Origin of the sequence: Dermacoccus barathri, assembly GCF_015070805.1 — a bacterium.
GTDB classification, from domain to species: domain Bacteria; phylum Actinomycetota; class Actinomycetes; order Actinomycetales; family Dermatophilaceae; genus Dermacoccus; species Dermacoccus abyssi.
Window position 1 is genome coordinate 1 of record NZ_JADCTK010000007.1, and the last position, 19,026, is coordinate 19,026.

Consider the following 19,026-nt stretch of genomic DNA (forward strand, 5'->3'; position numbering starts at 1 on the left):
TGCTGCTCGTTCGACAACCCGGCCATGACACCCACGATCCCCTATCGGTGGTGGTGCGTTGACCGGTTGAACTCGCCGTCGTTTCTGCACAACCCAAGCTGGGGTGGCTCTGCACGTGGTTATGCCCCGGTCAGGGGGTAGCAGAACGACGTGCAGAACCTCGCGGCGCCGAACGTCAGTGTCGACAACCGGTCCGAGACAGCCACCAAGGGTCCCCGGGCTCACAGAGGCGCCCACCACTTGCGTGTCAACTCAGCCCTCGACCACGAGCGAAGCGTCGACCTCGGTTGGCAGGCCACCCTCGGGCAGCTTCGACGGCGCGACGATGCGCACGATCTCGTCGAGCACGCGCCGCACGAACTTCTCCCCCACCCACAGGTGCTTGGCGTCGTCGACGCCGATGACGCGCGCCTGAGGAATGGCGCCGAACCGCTCGCGCGCCTCGTCGGGGCGCAGGTTGTCGTCGAACTCCGGCACGAGCGCGGTGACGGGCTTACCCGAGTCGGCCCAGGCGCGCAGGTGCTCGGGCTGCGACCAGCGCAACGGCGGCGACAGCAGGATCGTCCCCTCGATCGAGGGATCCAACCCGTGCATGAGGGCGAGGTCGGTGCCGAAACTCCAGCCCACGAGCCAACGATTGACCAGTTCCGGTGATTCGTGGAACTCGGCGAACTCGATGGCGGCCGCGACGTCGAAGCGCTCACCGTCAGCCGAATCGAAGGCACCTTCGGATGTGCCGCGCGGAGAACTGGTACCGCGGGTGTTGAACCGCAGAACGGCGATGTCGGCGAGCGCCGGCAGGCGGTTCGCAGCCTTCTTGTAGACGTGGCTGTCCATGAATCCGCCGTGCGTGGGCAGCGGGTGCAAGGTGACGAGCGTCGCCACCGGGTCGTTCGAGGGCGGCAGCGCGAGCTCGCCCACGAGCGTCAGCCCGTCGGCGGTGTGCAATTCGATCTCCTCACGCCGCGCGGCGAGCACGGTGTTGGAGCGGATCTCCTGCATCGTCATGTCGATTCCCTCGTTCGGTGATTCAGCGCCACGAGCCCTGCGGTGGACGCCGGTCACGAGCCTGCCAGCAACTCGTGTGCCAGTGGCGTCGATCGGTCACGTCACCGAGCCGGTCCATCGGCCAGACGACGACGTGCGGCAACGACGACGCAAGTTGCTGCTGGCAGCCGGGGCATGTGTAGACCTTGCCCTCGCTATTGCCCCGCAGCACCCGCACCGTCCAGCGTCCGCCGGCGTAGCTCTGGACGACATCGACGGGACGGAACGCAGCGCTGACGTCGCCGCGCGTCTCGTCCCGGCGAGGTCGGTTCCGCCGAGGCATCAGTTCCGGAAGGGACGATCCGCGAGGATGTGCTCGGTGAGCAGCGGCGACGGCACGAGGTGCTGTTCCCCGGTTTCGAAGTGCATTTCCGAGAGGACACCGTGGACGTCGTCGGGGCCGGCCTCGTCGAGCAGTTCGAACAGGCCCTGCGGGTAACCGCAGCCCGCCTTCATCGCCGTCTCGATGTCCTCGACCGTGGCGTAGCCGGAGTCGAGCATCTTGGCGGCGTCGTTGAGGTGCGGGTAGAGCAGGGCATCGACGACGAGGCCCGCGCGGTCCTTGCCGACGACCGGCGTCCAACCGGCCGCGACGGCGAGCGAACGCACCGTCTCGACGGCCTCGTCGCTGATGGCGACCGAACGGCCGATCTCGAGCACCTGGCCGGCCCTCTGCTTCTCGTGCAGGACGACGGGCACGACGGTGGCGTCGATCGTCGGGTCGCCCGTGGACGCGGTCTCGACGGATCCCTCGCCGAGCGCAGCGATGACGCCTGCGTCACCGATGGCGTCACGCACAGCGCGCAGCACCGGCTTCGCCCCGATCTCGAGGCCGCTCTCGACGTCGCCGTGCGAGGCGTCGTCTCCACCGCAGCATCCGCCGCCGCAGCAGTCGCCGTCGAGCTCGACCGCGTCCACGGCGAGCGTGACGGCCACGCCCTTGACCGAGGCTGCGTCGTCCGCCGAGACAACCCGGACGACCTCGACGCCGGCGTCGCTCAGCTCCGAGCCGAGGGCGTCGACGAGGTCACCCTCGCCGACGAGACCGACCTTGCCTTCGAGGGGCTTGGCGGGTGCCGTCGTGGCAGCGTCGTCGACCACCGTGCCGGAACCGACACCGTCGTAGGTGTAGAAGCCGTGACCGCTCTTGCGGCCGAGGCGACCGGCCGTCACCAACTGGCGCAGGATCGACGGCGAGGCGACGCTCGGGTCACCCGTGGCGTTGTAGAGCACGCCGCACACCTCGTGGATGACGTCGAGGCCGACGAGGTCGCACAGCGTGAGCGGGCCCATCGGCAGACCGACGCCGGCGGCCATGGCCGCATCGATGTCGGAGCGTGAGGCGAGGCCGGACTCGTAGGCGCGGATGGACCGCGCGAGGTAGGAGACGAGCAGAGCGTTGGCGACGAAGCCGGCGCGGTCGCCGACAACGACCGGCTTCTTGCCGAGGCGCTCGGCCAGCTCGCGGACCTGCTCGACAAGCGTCTCGTCGCTCATGACGGAACGGATGACCTCGACGAGCGGCTGAACCGGCGCCGGATTGAAGAAGTGCATACCGATGACCCGCGACGGCACCTTCGTGGCCCGCGCGATCTCGGTGATCGACAGCGACGAGGTGTTCGTCGCGAGCACGCAGTCCTCCCGGACGATGCCGTCGAGCGTCGTGAAGATCGATTCCTTGATCTCGAGACGCTCCGGAACCGCCTCGATGACGAGGTCGGCGTCCTTCATGGCGGCGAGGTCGTCGCCGAACGAGACGCGGCCGACGATCTCGTCGCGCGCCGCCTCGTCGAGCTTGCCCTTGCTCACCGCACGACCGAGCGACTTCTCGAGGAAGCCCTTGCCGCGCTCGGCCAACTCGGCCGAACCGTCGACGGCGATGACGCTCAAACCGGCCTTCGCAAAGACCTCGACGATGCCCGCACCCATCGTGCCGAGCCCGATGACACCCACTGTGTTGATCATGGTCGCCAGTCTTTCAGATGTGTCGGCGCCACGGGCCGAGGCTCCCGATGCTGCGAGGAAGGTGACACAGTCAGCGCATGCTCCTCGGACTCCTCGGCGCCCTGCTCGCCGCGCTGGCGTACGGAAGCGCCACGATCCTCCAGGCACTCGGCGTGCGTGGACTCCGGGCGGCCCCGGCCGGCAGCACCCTCCTGCAGCGGGCGCGAGCCGGGTGGTTGTACGCCGCGGGCCTGGGACTCGACGTCGTGGCGTTCGCCGCCTCCGTGGGCGCGCTGCGCGCGCTCCCCCTCTTTCTCGTCCAGTCGGTCATTGCATCGTCGGTCGCCGTGACGGCGGTCCTCGCCGTCATCGTGCTGGGCGCCAAACTGACGCGGCGTGAGGTCGCCGCTCTGGCGGTGGTCGCCCTCGGGCTCGTCTGCCTGGCCGCCACCGCCCGGGACACGCCGCCGCACGATCCGCCGTCGTGGCTGGCGCCGGCCCTCGTCGCCGTGGCGGTCCTGCTTGTAGCCGTCGGGGTCCTTGCAGCGCGTCGTCGCGCCAGCTCCGTGCTGGCTGTGGTCGCTGGGCTCGGGTACGGCGGTCTCGCCGTCGGCGCCCGTATCCTGCCGTGGAAAGGCAGCCTGGGCGACGCCCTCGCGACCTGGGCACTGTGGGCGCTCGTTCTGCACGCCGTCATCGCGACCGTTGCCTACGGGTTTGCCCTCGACGCCGGCGAAACGACGTCCGTCGCGGCCATCACCTTCGCCCTGGAAACGGTGGCACCATCCCTCGTCGGACTCGCCCTGCTCGGCGACGGGGTGCGGCCGAACACGCAAATCCTGGCCGTCGCGGGCTTCGTCCTCACCCTCGGTGCCTGTATCGCCCTGGCCGGACGCAGCGAGGCGGAAGCGTAGGCTTACTCCTCGTGCGAATCGTGATTGCCGACTGCAGCGTCGACTACGAGGGCCGCCTGCAGGCCCACCTCCCCCTGGCCAAGCGGCTTCTCATGGTCAAGGCCGACGGCTCCGTGCTCGTGCACTCCGACGGAGGATCGTACAAGCCCCTCAACTGGATGGCACCGCCGTGCGCCATGGCCGAGATCGAGCCCGACGAGGTCGAGACGGTAGAGGGCGTCAGCTCCGTGTGGCTCGTGCAGCACGCCAAGTCCGACGACCGGCTGCGGATCAAGCTGTACGACATCCACCACGACGGCGCCCACGAGCTCGGCGTCGACCCTGGCCTTGTCAAGGACGGTGTGGAGGCGCAGTTGCAGAAGCTGCTCGCTCAGCACATCGAGACCCTCGGTTCGGGCTACACGCTCATGCGCCGCGAGTACATGACGGCCATCGGGCCCGTCGACATCATGTGCAAGGACGCCACCGGGGCCACGGTGGCCGTGGAACTCAAGCGGCACGGCACGATCGAAGGCGTCGAACAGCTGACGCGCTATCTCGAACTGCTCAACCGCGACCCGCACCTCGCCCCCGTGTCGGGTGTCTTCGCTGCCCAGACGATCAAGCCCCAGGCCCGAACGCTCGCCGCAGACCGCGGCATCCGCTGCGTCGTGCTCGACTACGACGCCCTCAAGGGAATCGACGACTCCGAGACACGCCTGTTCTGAGCCGGTTCGCTCAGGCGGTGGCGGCGAGCGGGACGAACTGCGTCAGCTCCCGCTCGACCTCGAGGTGACGGTCGAGCTTCGTCGCACACATCAGGCGGCGCAGTCGCGGCGAGGCGTCGGCCACGACCAGTCGCCGTCCTTCTGCAGCAGCGCGGCGGTGAGCGCCGACGATGACGCCGAGGCCCGTGGCGTCCCACACCTCGGCCTCCGAGAGGTGAACGACGAGGTCGCCCTCGCCCGCGCCGATCGCCTGGGTGAGCTCGCTGCGCACCTCACTGCTCGTGCTGGCACAGATCGACCCCACAACACCGAGTTCGGCCCCGTCGACGATGTGGCGCACCTCGGCGGTGCGCTCGCGCGTACGTGCATCGGTCTTGTCTGCAACCGGCTGGGACATGTCGTTCCCTTTCGTGCGTTCAGGACGGGCTCGGGGCGGCGGCGGGCGCCGCTTTGCTTCGCTTACCTCTACTCTGACGCGCGACCCCCACGTGAGGTTCGTCCATTTCGGTAACGAAAACGTAACGACTGTGAAACGGCTGTAACGCGCCGCTCTCACGCCCAGCTGACGACGGGGACGACCACACGCCTGCGCCGACACGGCGGCTCGTCGTCTGGCAGGGTGGAGCCATGGTCGTACTCAGCACCATCTACACCCGCACCGGCGACGACGGTTCCACCGGCCTCGGCGATTTCTCGCGCACCTCGAAGAACGATCCAAGGCTCGCGGCCTACGCCGACACCGATGAGGTAGGCGCCACGATCGGCCTCGCACTCACCTGCGCCCCGGACCTTCCCGACGCCCTGCGCCCCGTCCTCCTGCGCATCCAGAACGACCTCTTCGACGTCGGAGCCGATCTCTCGACGCCTCTCGTCGAGTCACCGGCGCACCCGCCTCTTCGCGTGCGCGAGGAGTGGATCGACGAGTTGGAGCAACAGTGCGACGAGTTCGGCGCCGAGCTACCGACGCTGCGCTCCTTCGTCCTCGCAGGTGGGACGCAGGCAGCGGCCTACCTCCACCTCGCGCGCACCGTCGTCCGGCGTGCGGAGAGGGCAGCCTGGGCTGCCCTCGACGCACACGGGGACGAGCCGGCGCCCGGCGACGGCAAGAACGCCGAACGCCCCGGCGGCGTCAACGTCCTCACGGCGAAGTACCTCAATCGGCTGTCGGATGCGCTCTTCGTCTTCGCGCGTTACGCCAACGCCGAGGGCCCTGGGGATGTGATGTGGCAGCCCGGCGGTGGCCGCGAAGAGAGCGATTCCACAACCTGACGCCCGCAACGCACACCCGCGAGCGCAGGAGGGCCCCCGACACCGAGCTGTCGGGGGCCCTCCTGTGCGCGCGGGTGACTCAGTAGCCCTGCGAGCGCAGGCCCGGCGGAGCCGACTCGCTCCAGGATCGCAAGGCCGTGTAGTCGGCAGGCGCCATGGCGATCGAGAAGCGCTCGACACCGCACTCGACATCGACCGCGACCGCATCCCCCGTCATCGCCCGCGGCAACTCGCTCGAGTCGAGCGCGTTGCGCGAGCCGAGTACGAACTCGCCACGTTCCCAGATGCGCTCGGGCGTGAACCGCAGGGTGCGGAAGGTGAACCACTCGAGCCGATCCGGCCGGTAGCGCACCATGCCGGTGCGCCACGAGCCGTTCGGGTAACGGGTAGCCATGACAGCGAGGTTTCCCTCGCGCGAGAGGCTGCGGGTGCGATACACCATCGCGCCGAGCCCCACGAGCAACGCAATGACGGCCAGCGCGAGAACGATCTCGCCGGCCGTCAGTGCGTCAGACATCGTGCGTCGTTGCCTCAGGAGGCGTCGGCCATCTCGACGTGCTGCGCGACGACCGTGACGACGTTCTTGTCGACGGAGAGGAAGCCACCGTCGATCTGGACCGTGCGACGCTCGCCCGAGGTCGGGACGACGACGACGTCGCCCTCGATGAGCACGGAAAGCAGGGGCTGGTGACCGGGCAGGATGCCGATCTCACCTTCGGTGGTGCGGGCGATCAGACGGCTCGCTTCGCCTTCCCAGACCTCACGGTCGGCGGCGACGAACTTGACGTTCAGGTTGCTCATCAGGGCGATTCCTCTTCGAGTCGGTGAGTTCCCCCATGATAACCGGGGAAACGTGGGCTTCGTCTCAGGCCTTCGGCTCGCGACGTTCGACGTCGTCGGCCTCGGCGAGTGGGTCGGGCACGGCGCCGCTCGTGCGCGCCGCGAAACGCATGGTGTGGAAGAGGGCGACGGCGGCGAACGTGCCGAGCGCGATGCCGGCGAACGTGAAGTCGCCGACCTTCCAGGTGTAATCGGCTATACCGATGATGAGGGCCACTGCGGCCGTCATGAGGTTGACCGGGTTGGCGCAGTCGACCTTGTTCTCCATCCAGATCCGCACGCCGAGCATGCCGATCATGCCGTAGAGAACGGTGGCCACTCCCCCGAGAACACCCGGCGGAATCGTTGCGATGGCCGCGCCGACCTTGGGACAGAACGACAGGAGCACGGCCGTGACGGCGGCGACCCAGTAGGCCGCGGTCGAGTAGACCTTCGTCGCGGCCATGACGCCGATGTTCTCGGCATAGGTCGTCGTACCGGAGCCACCACCGAAACCGGCCAGCGTCGTGGCGAGACCGTCACCCATGAGCGCGCGGCCCGACACGTCGTCGAGGTTGCGGTCCGTCATCTGCGCGACCGACTTCACGTGCCCGATGTTCTCCGCGACGAGCACGAGCACGACCGGCACGAACAATCCCATGACGCTCAGGTCGAAGGACGGCGAGTGGAAGTCCGGCAGGCCAAGCCAATCGGCAGCGCCGAGCGCCTTGAAGTCGACTTCCCCGCGGAAACACGCGACGACGTAACCCGCCACGACACCCAGCAGAATGCTGAGACGCCCGAGCAGGCCCTTAGCCAGCACCGTGACGGCGAGGACGACGAGAAGCGTCACGAGAGCCGTCACCGGCGACTTGATGAAGTTCTGCTTCGCGGCCGGGGCGAGGTTGAGGCCGATCAGCGCGACGATGGCTCCTGTGACCACAGGCGGCATGAGGGCTCGCAACCAGCCGTCACCCACGACCTGCACGAGCAGACCGACGAGGAACAACGCCAGGCCGGCCATGACGACGCCGCCGAGCGCGGTGGCCATGTCATGCGACTTCGTGGCTGCGGTGAGCGGCGCGATGAAGGCGAACGACGACCCGAGGTAGCTCGGTACACGACCGGCCGTGAGCAGCAGGAAGAGCATCGTTCCGATGCCCGAGAAGAACAGCGTCGCCGAGGGCGGGAAGCCCGTCAGCAACGGCACGAGGAACGTGGCGCCGAACATGGCGACGACGTGCTGCATACCGATGCCGATCGTCTTCGGCCACGCGAGCCGCTCGTCCGGCGCCACCACGGCACCGGCCCGCGTCAGGTCGCCGTTGTGCGGCCGCCACTTGAGCCCGAGATCCATCACGTCGTCCTTCGTTCGTTCGTCACATGACGGACGAAGGGCCGGAGGCTTCTCGCCCCCGGCCCCTCGTCCGAATCATCACGGGTTGCCCGACACCAGCGGCGTCCGGCTCACCGAGATCAGTCCTGCTTGGCGATCTCCGCGGCCTGACGCTCGACGTCGTCGAGGCCACCGCACATGAAGAAGGCCTGCTCCGGCACGTGGTCGTAGTCGCCGTCGGCGATCTTCGTGAACGCCTCGATCGAGTCGCTCAGCGGAACCGTCGAGCCCTCGATGCCCGTGAACTGCTTGGCAACGTAGGTGTTCTGCGACAGGAAGCGCTGGATGCGGCGAGCGCGGTTGACGAGGATCTTGTCCTCTTCCGAGAGCTCGTCGATACCGAGGATCGCGATGATGTCCTGGAGCTCCTTGTTGCGCTGCAGGATTCCCTTGATGCGCACCGCGGTGTCGTAGTGCTCACGCGAGATGTAACGCGGGTCGAGGATTCGCGACGTCGACGTCAGCGGGTCCACGGCCGGGTAGATACCCATCGACGCGATGTCACGCGAGAGCTCGGTGGTGGCGTCGAGGTGGGCGAACGTCGTTGCCGGAGCCGGGTCGGTGTAGTCGTCGGCCGGCACGTAAATGGCCTGCATCGACGTGATCGAGTGACCACGCGTCGAGGTGATGCGCTCCTGGAGAACACCCATCTCGTCGGCCAGCGTCGGCTGGTAACCCACGGCGGACGGCATACGGCCGAGCAGCGTGGAGACCTCGGAACCGGCCTGCGTGAAGCGGAAGATGTTGTCGATGAACAGAAGCACGTCCTGCTTCTGGACGTCACGGAAGTACTCCGCCATCGTCAGGGCCGACAGAGCGACGCGAAGACGCGTGCCCGGCGGCTCGTCCATCTGGCCGAAGACGAGCGAGGTCTGACCGAGAACGCCGGCCTCCTCCATCTCGACCATGAGGTCGTTACCCTCACGGGTACGCTCACCGACACCGGCGAACACGGACACACCGCCGTGGTCGCGAGCGACTCGAGCGATCATCTCCTGGATCAGAACGGTCTTACCGACACCGGCACCACCGAACAGACCGATCTTTCCACCCTGCACGTACGGGGTGAGAAGGTCGATGACCTTGATGCCGGTCTCGAACATCTGCGTCTTTGACTCGAGCTGATCGAAGGCCGGAGCAGTGCGGTGGATGCCCCAGCGCTCGTTGACCTCGAGCGTCTCGCCCTCTTCGAGGTTGAGGCAATCACCCGTCGCGTTGAAGACCTTGCCGAGCGTCACGTCGCCGACGGGCACCGAGATGGGGGCGCCGGTGTCGCGCACCTCGGAGCCACGGACGATGCCGTCCGTCGGCTGCAGGGAGATGGCTCGCACCATCGAATCACCGATGTGCTGGGCGACCTCGAGGTTGATGTTCTTCGTCTCGCCGTTCAGCGTGACGTCGAGCTTGAGGAGGTTGTAGACCTCCGGCATGGTGTCGGCGGAGAACTCGACGTCGACGACCGGGCCGATGACGCGCGAGACGCGGCCAACGCCGGCCGCGGCGGGAGCCGCCGACTGGCTTTCGTTAATGGTGGCAGTCATGGTGATTCCTTTGCGTTGAGGCGCTCAACTGGCGTCCGCGAGGGCGCTGGCGCCACCCACGATTTCGCTGATCTCTTGCGTGATCTCGGCCTGACGGGCCTGGTTGGCCAGTCGGGTGTAAGTCTTGACGAGTTCCGTGGCGTTGTCCGTCGCGGACTTCATGGCGCGCTGACGTGCGGCGAGCTCGGAAGCAGCCGACTGCAGCAGCGCGTTGAAGATACGAGCGTTGACGTACCGCGGGAGCAGCGCGTCGAGCACGCCCTCGGGGTTCGGCTCGAACTCGTACAGCGGCATGGGGCCCTCGGCGTCGTCCGCTTCGGCCTCGCGCTCCTCCACGCCCAGGGGCAGGAGGCGGATGACGCGGGACTGCTGCGTCACCATGCTCTTGAACTGGGTGTACACGACGTGAAGCTCGTCGACACCGCCCTCGTCCGACCCCTTGATGAAGTCCTCGGTGAGGCGATCACCGATCTCCTCGGCGTTCTCGAACTTGGGGCTGTCGGTGAAGCCCGTCCACTCGGCCTCGTACGGACGGCGACGGAACTTGTAGTAGCCCACGCCCTTACGTCCGACGATGTAGGGAACGACCTCCTTGCCGTCGTTCTCTAGGCGCCTGATGAGCTCCTGGGCTTCCTTCATCGCGTTCACCGAGTACGAGCCGGCGAGGCCGCGGTCGGCAGTGACGATGAGGACACCCGCGCGCTTGACGTGCTCGCGTTCGGTGGTCAGTGCGTGGTCGATGTCCGACGTGGACGACGCGACCGAGGAGACCGCTCGCGTCAGGGCGACCGCGTAGGGCGTCGACTTCGCGACGGCCTCACGAGCCTTGACCACGCGCGAGGCAGCGATGAGCTCCATCGCGCGCGTGATCTTCTTGGTCGCCTGGACGGACCGGATGCGCTGGCGGTAGACCCGCTGCTGCGCTCCCATAGCTTTCCGCCTCTCTGTACTGGTTCTGACGTGGTGGTGGGGATGACCTTCGTACCGGCCCCGTGGGAGACCCCGCCGGGGCCGGTACGAGGAGGATCACTGCTTGCGCTTGGTGATCTTCTCCTGGTTGATGTGGTCCTCGTCGATCTCGTCGAACTGCTCGGAACCCTCACCACTGCGGTCGGACGAAGCCTGGAACTGCTTCTTGAACGCTTCCATGTTCTTGGCGAAGACGTCCTTGCCGTCGTCGGCCAGCTTGCCGCTCTCGCGGATCGCGCGCATGAAGTCACCGTTCTCACGGTTCATGTACTCGATCCACTCGGCCTCGAAGCGCTGCACGTCCTCGGTCTTGACGTCGTCGAACTGACCGGTGGTACCGGCCCACAGCGACGCGACCTGGTTCTCGACCGGGAACGGGTTGTTCTGCGGCTGCTTGAACATCTCCATGAGGCGCTCACCGCGAGCGAGCTGACGACGCGAAGCGGCGTCGAGGTCGGAGGCGAACATGGCGAACGCCTGCATCTCGCGGAACTGAGCGAGGTCGACCTTGATCGAACCGGTCACGGCCTTCATGGCCTTCGTCATGGCGGCACCACCGACTCGCGACACGGAGATACCCACGTCGACGGCCGGGCGCTGGTTCGAGTTGAACAGGTCGGACTGGAGGAAGATCTGACCGTCGGTGATCGAGATGACGTTGGTCGGGATGTACGCCGAGACGTCACCGGCCTTCGTCTCGATGATCGGAAGACCCGTCATGGAGCCGTGGCCCAGGTCGTCGGAGAGTTTCGCGCAACGCTCGAGCAGACGCGAGTGCAGGTAGAAGACGTCACCCGGGTAGGCCTCACGGCCCGGCGGGCGGCGCAGCAGCAGCGACATGGCGCGGTAGGCCTCGGCCTGCTTGCTGAGGTCGTCGAAGACGATGAGGACGTGCTTGCCCTGGTACATCCAGTGCTGGCCGATGGCCGAACCCGTGAACGGAGCCAGGTACTTGAAGCCCGCCGCGTCACCCGCCGGAGCGTTGACGATCGTCGTGTACTCCAGGGCGCCTGCCTCTTCGAGCGTGGCGCGAACCTCGGCGACGGTCGAGTTCTTCTGACCGATGGCGACGTAGATGCAGCGAACCTGCTTGTCCGGGTCGCCCGTCTCCCAGTTCTGCTTCTGGTTGATGATCGTGTCGGTGGCGATCGTCGTCTTGCCCGTCTTGCGGTCACCGATGATCAGCTGACGCTGACCGCGACCGATCGGCGTCATCGAGTCGATGGCCTTGATACCGGTCATGAGCGGCTCGTGGACCGACTTACGCTGAACGACGGTGGGCGCCTGGAGCTCGAGGGCGCGGCGGCCCTCGGCCTCGATGTCACCGAGACCGTCGATCGGCTGACCGAGCGGGTTGACGACGCGGCCCATGAAGCCGTCGCCGACCGGAACCGAGAGCACCTCGCCCGTGCGCTTGACGGGCTGGCCCTCTTCGATGCCGGCGAACTCGCCGAGGACGACGACACCGATCTCGTGAACGTCGAGGTTCAGCGCGATACCGAGCGTGCCGTCTTCGAACTGCAGCAGTTCGTTGGTCATGGCCGAGGGCAGACCCTCGACGTGCGCGATGCCGTCAGCGGCATCGGCAACGCGGCCGACCTCTTCGCGGGAGGCCGCGCCGGGCTCGTAGGACTGAACGTAACCGTTCAGCGCTTCCCGGATCTCCTCCGGACGGATCGAAAGCTCCGTCATCATCACTCCTTGTCATGGGCCCGCTTCGGGCGCCGAGCTGTTTTAGCTGGGCCGCGGTAGCGGCCCGGGATGGCGTCGTGTCAGCCGGACAGGTGGGCGCGTGCCTCGTCGAGACGGCGCGAGATCGTGCCGTCGATGACGTCGTCACCCACCTGAACCTTGATGCCGCCGACGACCTCGGGGTCGATGACGACGTTCGTCTGCACGGGCTTGCCGTACATCTTGGACAACGCGGCGCGCAGTCGCTCCGACTGCTCGCCCGTCAGTTCGACGGCGCTCGTGACGAGTGCCTGCGACTGACCACGACGGCTTGCGATACCGGCGAGGAATTCCTCCATCGTCCGGTCGAAGCGTCGTCCGCGGGGGTTGCCCGCTGCGCGACCGGCCAGGAAGAGAGTCTCCTCACTCACCTTGCCCTCGAGCAGACGGGAGACGAGGCCGCGCTTGTCCGCGCCGCTACGACCGCGGTCGGCCAGCGCGTCGCGCAGACCGGCATCGGAGGCAACCGTGCGCTCGAAGCGGAACATCTCGTTCTCGAACGAGTCGGCGCGTTCGGCCTTCTCCGCCGAGGCGGTGAGGGCTTCGACAGCGAGCTGCTCGAGTGCGTCGGACAGGTCGCGTTCCGAGGACCAACGCTCGCCCACCGCTGCGGTGAGCACCTCGCTGGCCTCGTTGCCGACCTTGCCGCCGAACAGGCGCTGGGCGAGCCCGCGCTTGGCGTCGGCGTCACGCGACGAGTCGGCGAACGCACGACGGAGCGTGGCATTCGTGTCCATGACGTCGATGACCGCGAACAGGTCACGCGCCGTGGCCTTCGGGTCACTCAGGCCCGACAGCGTGCCGTTGAGCACCCGACGGGTCGAGGTGAGAGCCGTACGCGAAGAGCCCTGCATCAGGCATCCACTCGCGAACTGCCGGAGGCTTCCGGACGGATGTCGCCGGACTCGAGCTCGGCGAGGAAGCGGTCGATGATGCCCTTCTGACGCGCTTCGTCGTGCAGGGACTCACCGACGATGCGGCTCGCGAGCTCGGTGGACAGACCGCCCACCTCGCTGCGGAGCTGAACCGTGGCCTGCTGACGCTCGGCCGCGATCTGCTTCGTCGCATTCTCGTTGATGCGCGTTGCCTCGGCCGTGGCCTGCTCGCGGCTCTCCGCGATGATGGCCGCGCCCTGGGCACGGGCGTCCTCGCGGATCTTCGCGGCCTCAGCACGCGCGTCGGCGAGCTGCGACTCGTACTGCTGCTTGGCGGCTGCGGCCTCCTTCTGGGCCTCCTCCGCCTTGGCGATGCCGCCCTCGATGGCCGCCGTACGCTCCGCGTACATGCGCTCCATGTTGGGAACGACCTTCGTCTTGAACAGCCAGTAGAGGATCGCGAAGGCGATGAGCCCGATGATGATCTCCACCGGGTGCGGCAGGAGCGGCATGCCGCTCGGGTAGCCGACCTCTTCAGATGCGAGGAACACCTTGGCTTCCTATCTGTTGTCGGGTCTGGTCAGGTTCGAAGAGCTGGATCAGCCCTGGAAGACGAACGCGAAGACCAGACCGAGGATGGCGAGGGCCTCGGTGAGGGCCATGCCGGTGAAGGCGATGGTCTGCAGCATGTTGCGAGCCTCGGGCTGACGGGCCACACCCTGGATGTAGGCAGCGAAGATGAGGCCGATACCGATGCCGGGGCCGATGGCAGCGAGACCGTAGCCGAGGAATGCGATGTTGCCGGAGACGCCGTTCATGTGGATTTCCTTTCGAGAGGCACCGGGACTTGTTTCCCGATGTCGCTGAGGTTCAGGGGGTAGGGGATTGTCCGAATCAGTGGTGCTCGGACGCCGCGTCCGCGATGTACAGCGCGGCAAGCATGGTGAAGATGAACGCCTGGAGGAACTCGATGAGGAGCTCGAAGAACGTCATCACGATGGAGAAGGCGAAGGAGAGCACACCCGCGCCCTGGAGGCCGATGTTGCCGCCGTGGAGCAGGAGGTACTCACCACCGAGGATGAACACCAGGAGCATGAGGTGGCCGGCCATCATGTTGCCGAAGAGTCGCAGGGCGAGCGTCAGCGGGCGGATGAGGAAGTACGTGAGGAACTCGAGCACGAACATGATCGGCTTGAGCCAACCGGGCAGGCCCGGCGGGATGAGCGAGCCCATGTACTTGCCGAAGCCACCCTTAGACTTCACCGCCACCACGTGGTAGGTGATGTACACGATGACCGTGAGCACGATCGGGAACGCGATGCGGCCCGTGCTCGGGAACTGGATGAACGGAATGATGCCCGCGACGTTGTTGAACAGGATGAGCGTGAAACACGTCAGCAGAAGCGGAACGAAGCGGATGAAGTCCTTCGAGCCGATAATGTCGCGACCGATCGTGTTGCGCACGAAGTTGTAGGCACCCTCGGCCATGAACTGGCGCTTGCTCGGCACCACGGCGAGCTTCTTGCCCGTGACCGAGACGAAGAACCACCCGATGAGCAGAGCCGAGATGAGGAACACGATGGCCGGACGCGTGATGGCCCACGTTCCGTCACCGCCACCGTTGATGAGCGGCCACCAGAAGTTCTTGACGCCGGGGGTCTGGAAGGAGTCGCCCTCCGCAACCAGGGCAGCGCCCGCGATGAAGCTCACAAATTCTCCTCAGTCAGCATCCAGCAAGAAAAGTCACAGTGTCTGTTGCAATCGGATCGGCCCTGCCGCCCTCGGCGGGGGCCTGATCGTTCGTGCACGCCGGAGACAGTAGGCATTCTACCCGACGTCGTGGCACGGTTCACGTTCACGTTCCCACCCCGTCGCCACCCGCTTCTGGGTCGTAGACGAGCTGGCGGGTTCGCATGAAACTGCGCACCTGGAAGATCTGCCAGGCCACGACCACCACAGCCACCGTGATGCCGGTGGCCGGCCCGTCGAGCGAGTCGACGCGGCGCGCAGCCACGAGGATCAGGCCGAGCACGATGATCTGGCCGAAGAAGACGGCCATCGCAGCGGCCATGATGGCCATCGGGTTGAGATTGCGCAGCGTGCGCAGGACGAGCAGACCGCTCGCGAAGAAGCCCAACGCCAGCGCCGCACCGAAGAGTGCGGAGAGGCCGCCTGCGACGCCACGCACCGCAAGGAAAACGGCGGCACACACGAGCCCGACGATTGCGCTGGGCAGGAACGACGAACGCAGCATGGCGGCAAAGGGTGACTCGGAGGTCACTCCGCGTGGTGCGGTGTCGTGGGAGTCCAACTCGAGGGCTCTCAATCTGCTCTGGCGTGCGGTTTCACGTCGGGCGTAGCGGCCGGTTTCAGAAGTCCGGGGCGCTTGTGAAAACTAACACAAGGCCCTTCGACGTCGCCAACGAGGCAAGCCCCAGGTGAGGGCGAAGGCGAGCACGGTGAGCCCGACGAGGACGGTCAGCGAACGCTCCACCGGCCAGTACGCCATCGAGACGAGCCCCAAGGCAATGCCGATCGACCACAGGTAGAGGATGAGCACTGCGGCCCGGTGGGTGTGACCGATCTCGAGCATCCGGTGATGCAGGTGCCGTCCGTCGGCCTCCCAGGGCTTCTGCCCCGAACGCAACCGTCGCACGATCGAGGCAGCGAAGTCCCACAGCGGCACCGCCAGGATGGCCAGCGGCACGAGCAGCGGGAGCATGAAGGCGACGGACGCGTCCCCGGTGCTCGAGACGACGGCCGGGTCGAGGTTTCCCGCGAACGAGATCGTGGCCGACGCCATGAGAGTGCCGAGCAGGAGAGAACCGGCGTCACCCATGAAGAGCCGAGCCGGATGGAAGTTGTGCGGCAGGAAGCCGACGCAGGCACCCACCGTTGCCGCGGAGATGAAGGCCGAGGTCGAGAAGACCCGATCCCCTGACGCGGAGGCCTGCTGGTAGGCGTAGAAGAAGAACGACGCCGACGCGATGGCGACCATGCCGGCCGCCAGACCGTCGAGGCCGTCCACCCAGTTCACCGCGTTGACGATGACGAGGATGACGAAGACCGACAGGACGACGAGGAACGGCGTCGGTAGGACGGTCTGCTCCCCCAGCGGCAGCATGAGGAACTGGACACCGGAGACGACGAGGACGCAGGCCGCGAGCGCCTGGCCGCCGAACTTGATGGCCCAGTTGAGCTCGGCGAAGTCGTCCCACGCGCCGAGGGCACACATCATGCCGGCCGCGATGAGTGTGCCGACGGCTTCACGCGTGCCGAAGATCTGGGACAGATACGGCAGTTGCGACGAGACGAGCGTCGCGGCGGCGAAACCGATGAACAGAGCCGTGCCGCCCAGGCGCGGGATCGGGACGGCATGCACGTCCCTGGCCCGCACCTGGGTCACCGCGCCGAAACGGACGGCCGCCCATCGTGCGAGCGGCGTCGCGACGAACGTGAAGACCGCCGCGACGACGCTGATGAGGAAGTACTCACGCACGGGCCGGCGCCGACCTCAGCGGGGGTAGGCGGGGAAACGCGTGACGAGGTCGGTGACCTGCTCGCGGATCTCCTTGGCGACGGCGTTGTCGGCCGAGCCGTCGGTTTCGGTGACGGCACGGTGAATGACGTCGGCGATGACGTCCATCTCCTCGAGACCCATACCCTGCGTCGTCACCGACGGCGTGCCGACACGGATACCCGAGGCCACGTTCGGCTTCTGCGGGTCGAACGGGATGGCGTTCTTGTTAAGCGTGATGCCTGCGGCGTCGCAGCGCAGTTCGGCGTCAGCGCCGGTGACACCGACGCCCTGCAGGTCGAGCAGCGACAGGTGCGTGTCCGTGCCACCGGTGGTCGGACGGATGCCCTTGGCCGCGAGGCCTTCGGCGAGACGCTGGGAGTTGGCGATGACGTCCTTCGCGTACTTCTGGTACTCCGGCGTCGCGCACTCCTTGAAGTTGACCGCCTTCGCCGCGATCGTGTGCATCTGCGGGCCACCCTGCATCATCGGGAAGACGGCCTTGTCGATGGCCTTGGCGTGCTCTTCCTTGCAGACGATGGCGCCCGAGCGCGGGCCGCGCAGCACCTTGTGCGTGGTGAAGGAGACGACGTCGGCGTAGGGCACCGGCGACGGGATGGCCTTGCCAGCCACGAGACCGATGAAATGCGCTGCATCGACCCAGAAGATGGCACCGACCTCGTCGGCGATGGCGCGGAAGCGCTCGAAGTCGATGAGACGCGGGATGGCGGAGCCGCCGGCGAGGATGACCTTCGGCTTGTGCTCCTTGGCGAGGCGCTCGACCTCGTCGTAGTCGATGTCCTCGGTCTCCTTGTCGACGCCGTAGCCGACCGCGTTGAACCACTTACCCGAGAACGAAACCTTGGTGCCGTGCGTGAGGTGCCCGCCCATGGGCAGGCTCATGGCGAGGATGGTCTCGCCCGGCTGCATGAAGGCGCCGTAGACAGCCTGGTTCGCGGAGGCACCCGAGTGCGGCTGCACGTTCGCGTGATCGGCGCCGAACAGTGCCTTGGCGCGCTCGATGGCGATCTCCTCGGCCTTGTCGACCTCCGAGCAACCGCCGTAGTAGCGGCGGCCCGGGTAGCCCTCGGCGTACTTGTTCGACAACGTCGAACCGAGCGCCGTGAGGACGGCCGGGCTCGACATGTTCTCGCTCGCGATGAGCTGCAGACCGCCGCGCAGACGATCGAGTTCGGAAATCAGCACACCGGCGATGTCGGGATCGAAGGACTCGAGGGCGGCGTAGTCGGAGCCGTAGAACGTCGTCATGGGTTCAACCTTAGTCGGTGGGACGCCCGGGACGACCGGGCAGTTCGGCACTTCGTACGGGCTCACGCTCGAAGGGCGGCTCTGCGCCCACGCCGCCCGCAGGCATGGCCTGGGTGGCGTCGCTCGAGCGGTCGACGTCAGCGCCCGCGCCGGGCGTCACCGGGACGGCACGCGTGCGCCGCTCGGCCCGCGTGGCGGCGGCCGCCGCGCTCTCGTCGGCGGCACTCTCGTCGCGGGAGTCGGTGGAACTCTGTGCGGCGTGGGTGGCGTCGCTCTCGTCGCTCGTCGAGGCGTCGGCCTCGGCGGCGGCTTCCTCGTCGGCCCGGGGCGTCTCGGAGACCGGAGCGCCGGTGGAGTCGAGCAGATCGATCGGGCCGAGCACCTCACGCAGCTGCTCGGGCGTGATGCCACCGCGGCGCAGAAGCACCGGGTCGGCCTTCGTGCAGTCGATGATCGTGCTCGCGAGGGCACCTGAACGCTCACCGCCGTCGAGGTAGACCTCCACGCTGGGACCGAAGGCGAAACCCGCCTCCGTGACGGTGCGGGCGGTCTCCTCACCGGTGCGGTTCGCGGAGCTGACCGCCATCGGCCCACTCGAGCGCAGCAGCTCGAGAGCGATCTCGTCGTCCGGCACGCGCAGGCCGACAGTGCCGTTCGTGTCACCGAGATCCCACATCAGCGAAGGCTGGGCGCGGAAGATGAGCGTCAGGCCACCGGGCCAGAAGCGCTCCATGAGGCGTCGCGCGTAGGAGGGCACGTTCATCGCGAGACCGTCGACGGTCTCGGCACTGGGCACGAGAACGGCGGGCGGCTTCTCACGGCCACGTCCCTTGGCGGCCAGCAGGCCTGCGACTCCGTCGGGGTTGAACGGGTCGGCGCCAACTCCGTAGACGGTGTCGGTGGGCAGGACGACGAGCTTGCCCTCGCCGATCGCCACCGTGGCGGCCTCGATCGCCGCAGCGCGATCCCCGCTGGTCGAGACGTCAAATACCGGGCTCACGCCACACTCCTCCAGGTCGAATCCGCCC

Annotated in this window: 21 protein-coding genes; 3 read left to right on the forward strand and 18 right to left on the reverse strand. The window is 67.2% G+C overall.

Going from position 1 to position 19,026, the window contains the following annotated elements:
* Positions 1-252: 252 nt before the first annotated feature.
* The 3 genes from IM689_RS12610 to IM689_RS12620 are packed head-to-tail and all read right to left on the reverse strand — an operon-like array spanning position 253 to position 3,012.
* Positions 253-1,008 carry an alpha/beta hydrolase gene (locus tag IM689_RS12610; protein WP_193644273.1) on the reverse strand — a complete coding sequence of 252 codons (756 nt, stop codon included), beginning with the start codon at positions 1,006-1,008 and terminating at the stop codon, positions 253-255.
* Positions 1,009-1,030: 22 nt separating this feature from the next.
* Positions 1,031-1,330, reverse strand: coding sequence for a hypothetical protein (locus tag IM689_RS12615; protein ID WP_047310241.1), 300 nt, complete (start codon positions 1,328-1,330; stop codon positions 1,031-1,033).
* Positions 1,330-3,012 (reverse strand): 3-hydroxybutyryl-CoA dehydrogenase, encoded by a 1,683-nt coding sequence (locus IM689_RS12620; RefSeq protein ID WP_193644274.1) that lies wholly within the window; start codon positions 3,010-3,012, stop codon positions 1,330-1,332. The genes IM689_RS12615 and IM689_RS12620 overlap by 1 nt, the downstream gene beginning before the upstream one ends.
* Before the next feature lie 77 nt (positions 3,013-3,089).
* Between IM689_RS12620 and IM689_RS12625 the strand changes: the two genes are divergently transcribed.
* Both IM689_RS12625 and nucS read left to right on the forward strand, forming a co-directional pair.
* On the forward strand, positions 3,090-3,905 hold the full coding sequence (locus tag IM689_RS12625; RefSeq protein ID WP_193644275.1) for a hypothetical protein: 816 nt from the start codon (positions 3,090-3,092) through the stop codon (positions 3,903-3,905).
* Positions 3,906-3,916: 11 nt separating this feature from the next.
* Positions 3,917-4,612: an endonuclease NucS gene (nucS, locus tag IM689_RS12630; protein WP_193644276.1), complete on the forward strand. Its 696-nt coding sequence runs from the start codon at positions 3,917-3,919 to the stop codon at positions 4,610-4,612.
* Positions 4,613-4,622: 10 nt separating this feature from the next.
* Here nucS and IM689_RS12635 read toward each other — a convergent pair whose 3' ends face one another.
* The gene (locus tag IM689_RS12635; RefSeq protein ID WP_129662728.1) at positions 4,623-5,009 is read right to left on the reverse strand and encodes an STAS domain-containing protein; all 387 of its coding nucleotides are present in this window, start codon (positions 5,007-5,009) and stop codon (positions 4,623-4,625) included.
* A 230-nt stretch (positions 5,010-5,239) separates the two neighbouring features.
* On the opposite strand from IM689_RS12635, the gene IM689_RS12640 reads away from it, so the two are divergent.
* Positions 5,240-5,881 (forward strand): cob(I)yrinic acid a,c-diamide adenosyltransferase, encoded by a 642-nt coding sequence (locus tag IM689_RS12640; protein WP_193644277.1) that lies wholly within the window; start codon positions 5,240-5,242, stop codon positions 5,879-5,881.
* A 79-nt stretch (positions 5,882-5,960) separates the two neighbouring features.
* Here the strand turns inward: IM689_RS12640 and IM689_RS12645 are convergent, their stop codons facing one another.
* The 14 genes from IM689_RS12645 to IM689_RS15085 form a co-directional block, all read right to left on the reverse strand.
* Positions 5,961-6,398: a DUF2550 family protein gene (locus IM689_RS12645; protein ID WP_193644278.1), complete on the reverse strand. Its 438-nt coding sequence runs from the start codon at positions 6,396-6,398 to the stop codon at positions 5,961-5,963.
* 14 nt (positions 6,399-6,412) lie between these two features.
* On the reverse strand, positions 6,413-6,682 hold the full coding sequence (locus IM689_RS12650) for a F0F1 ATP synthase subunit epsilon (RefSeq protein WP_047310246.1): 270 nt from the start codon (positions 6,680-6,682) through the stop codon (positions 6,413-6,415).
* 64 nt (positions 6,683-6,746) lie between these two features.
* Entirely contained in the window at positions 6,747-8,060 is a 1,314-nt protein-coding gene (locus IM689_RS12655; RefSeq protein WP_193644279.1) for a uracil-xanthine permease family protein, read from the reverse strand.
* A 116-nt stretch (positions 8,061-8,176) separates the two neighbouring features.
* On the reverse strand, positions 8,177-9,637 hold the full coding sequence (gene atpD / locus IM689_RS12660) for a F0F1 ATP synthase subunit beta (RefSeq protein ID WP_047310248.1): 1,461 nt from the start codon (positions 9,635-9,637) through the stop codon (positions 8,177-8,179).
* A 24-nt stretch (positions 9,638-9,661) separates the two neighbouring features.
* Entirely contained in the window at positions 9,662-10,567 is a 906-nt protein-coding gene (locus IM689_RS12665) for a F0F1 ATP synthase subunit gamma (protein ID WP_193644280.1), read from the reverse strand.
* 96 nt (positions 10,568-10,663) lie between these two features.
* On the reverse strand, positions 10,664-12,298 hold the full coding sequence (gene atpA, locus IM689_RS12670) for a F0F1 ATP synthase subunit alpha (RefSeq protein ID WP_047311024.1): 1,635 nt from the start codon (positions 12,296-12,298) through the stop codon (positions 10,664-10,666).
* A gap of 80 nt (positions 12,299-12,378) precedes the next feature.
* Positions 12,379-13,191, reverse strand: a complete 813-nt coding sequence (locus tag IM689_RS12675) for a F0F1 ATP synthase subunit delta (RefSeq protein WP_187035682.1) — start codon at positions 13,189-13,191, stop codon at positions 12,379-12,381.
* Complete coding sequence (locus IM689_RS12680) at positions 13,191-13,763, reverse strand: F0F1 ATP synthase subunit B (RefSeq protein WP_319803884.1); 573 nt, start codon at positions 13,761-13,763, stop codon at positions 13,191-13,193. The genes IM689_RS12675 and IM689_RS12680 overlap by 1 nt, the downstream gene beginning before the upstream one ends.
* Positions 13,764-13,811: 48 nt before the next feature.
* Positions 13,812-14,030 carry an ATP synthase F0 subunit C gene (gene atpE, locus IM689_RS12685; protein ID WP_193644281.1) on the reverse strand — a complete coding sequence of 73 codons (219 nt, stop codon included), beginning with the start codon at positions 14,028-14,030 and terminating at the stop codon, positions 13,812-13,814.
* A 76-nt stretch (positions 14,031-14,106) separates the two neighbouring features.
* On the reverse strand, positions 14,107-14,922 hold the full coding sequence (gene atpB, locus IM689_RS12690; protein WP_187035685.1) for a F0F1 ATP synthase subunit A: 816 nt from the start codon (positions 14,920-14,922) through the stop codon (positions 14,107-14,109).
* 145 nt (positions 14,923-15,067) lie between these two features.
* Entirely contained in the window at positions 15,068-15,466 is a 399-nt protein-coding gene (locus tag IM689_RS12695) for a hypothetical protein (protein ID WP_187035686.1), read from the reverse strand.
* A 141-nt stretch (positions 15,467-15,607) separates the two neighbouring features.
* Complete coding sequence (locus tag IM689_RS12700) at positions 15,608-16,711, reverse strand: MraY family glycosyltransferase (protein ID WP_193644282.1); 1,104 nt, start codon at positions 16,709-16,711, stop codon at positions 15,608-15,610.
* A gap of 15 nt (positions 16,712-16,726) precedes the next feature.
* The gene (locus IM689_RS12705; RefSeq protein ID WP_193644283.1) at positions 16,727-17,998 is read right to left on the reverse strand and encodes a serine hydroxymethyltransferase; all 1,272 of its coding nucleotides are present in this window, start codon (positions 17,996-17,998) and stop codon (positions 16,727-16,729) included.
* Positions 17,999-18,008: 10 nt separating this feature from the next.
* Entirely contained in the window at positions 18,009-18,998 is a 990-nt protein-coding gene (locus IM689_RS15085) for an L-threonylcarbamoyladenylate synthase (protein WP_193644284.1), read from the reverse strand.
* Positions 18,999-19,026: the final 28 nt, after the last annotated feature.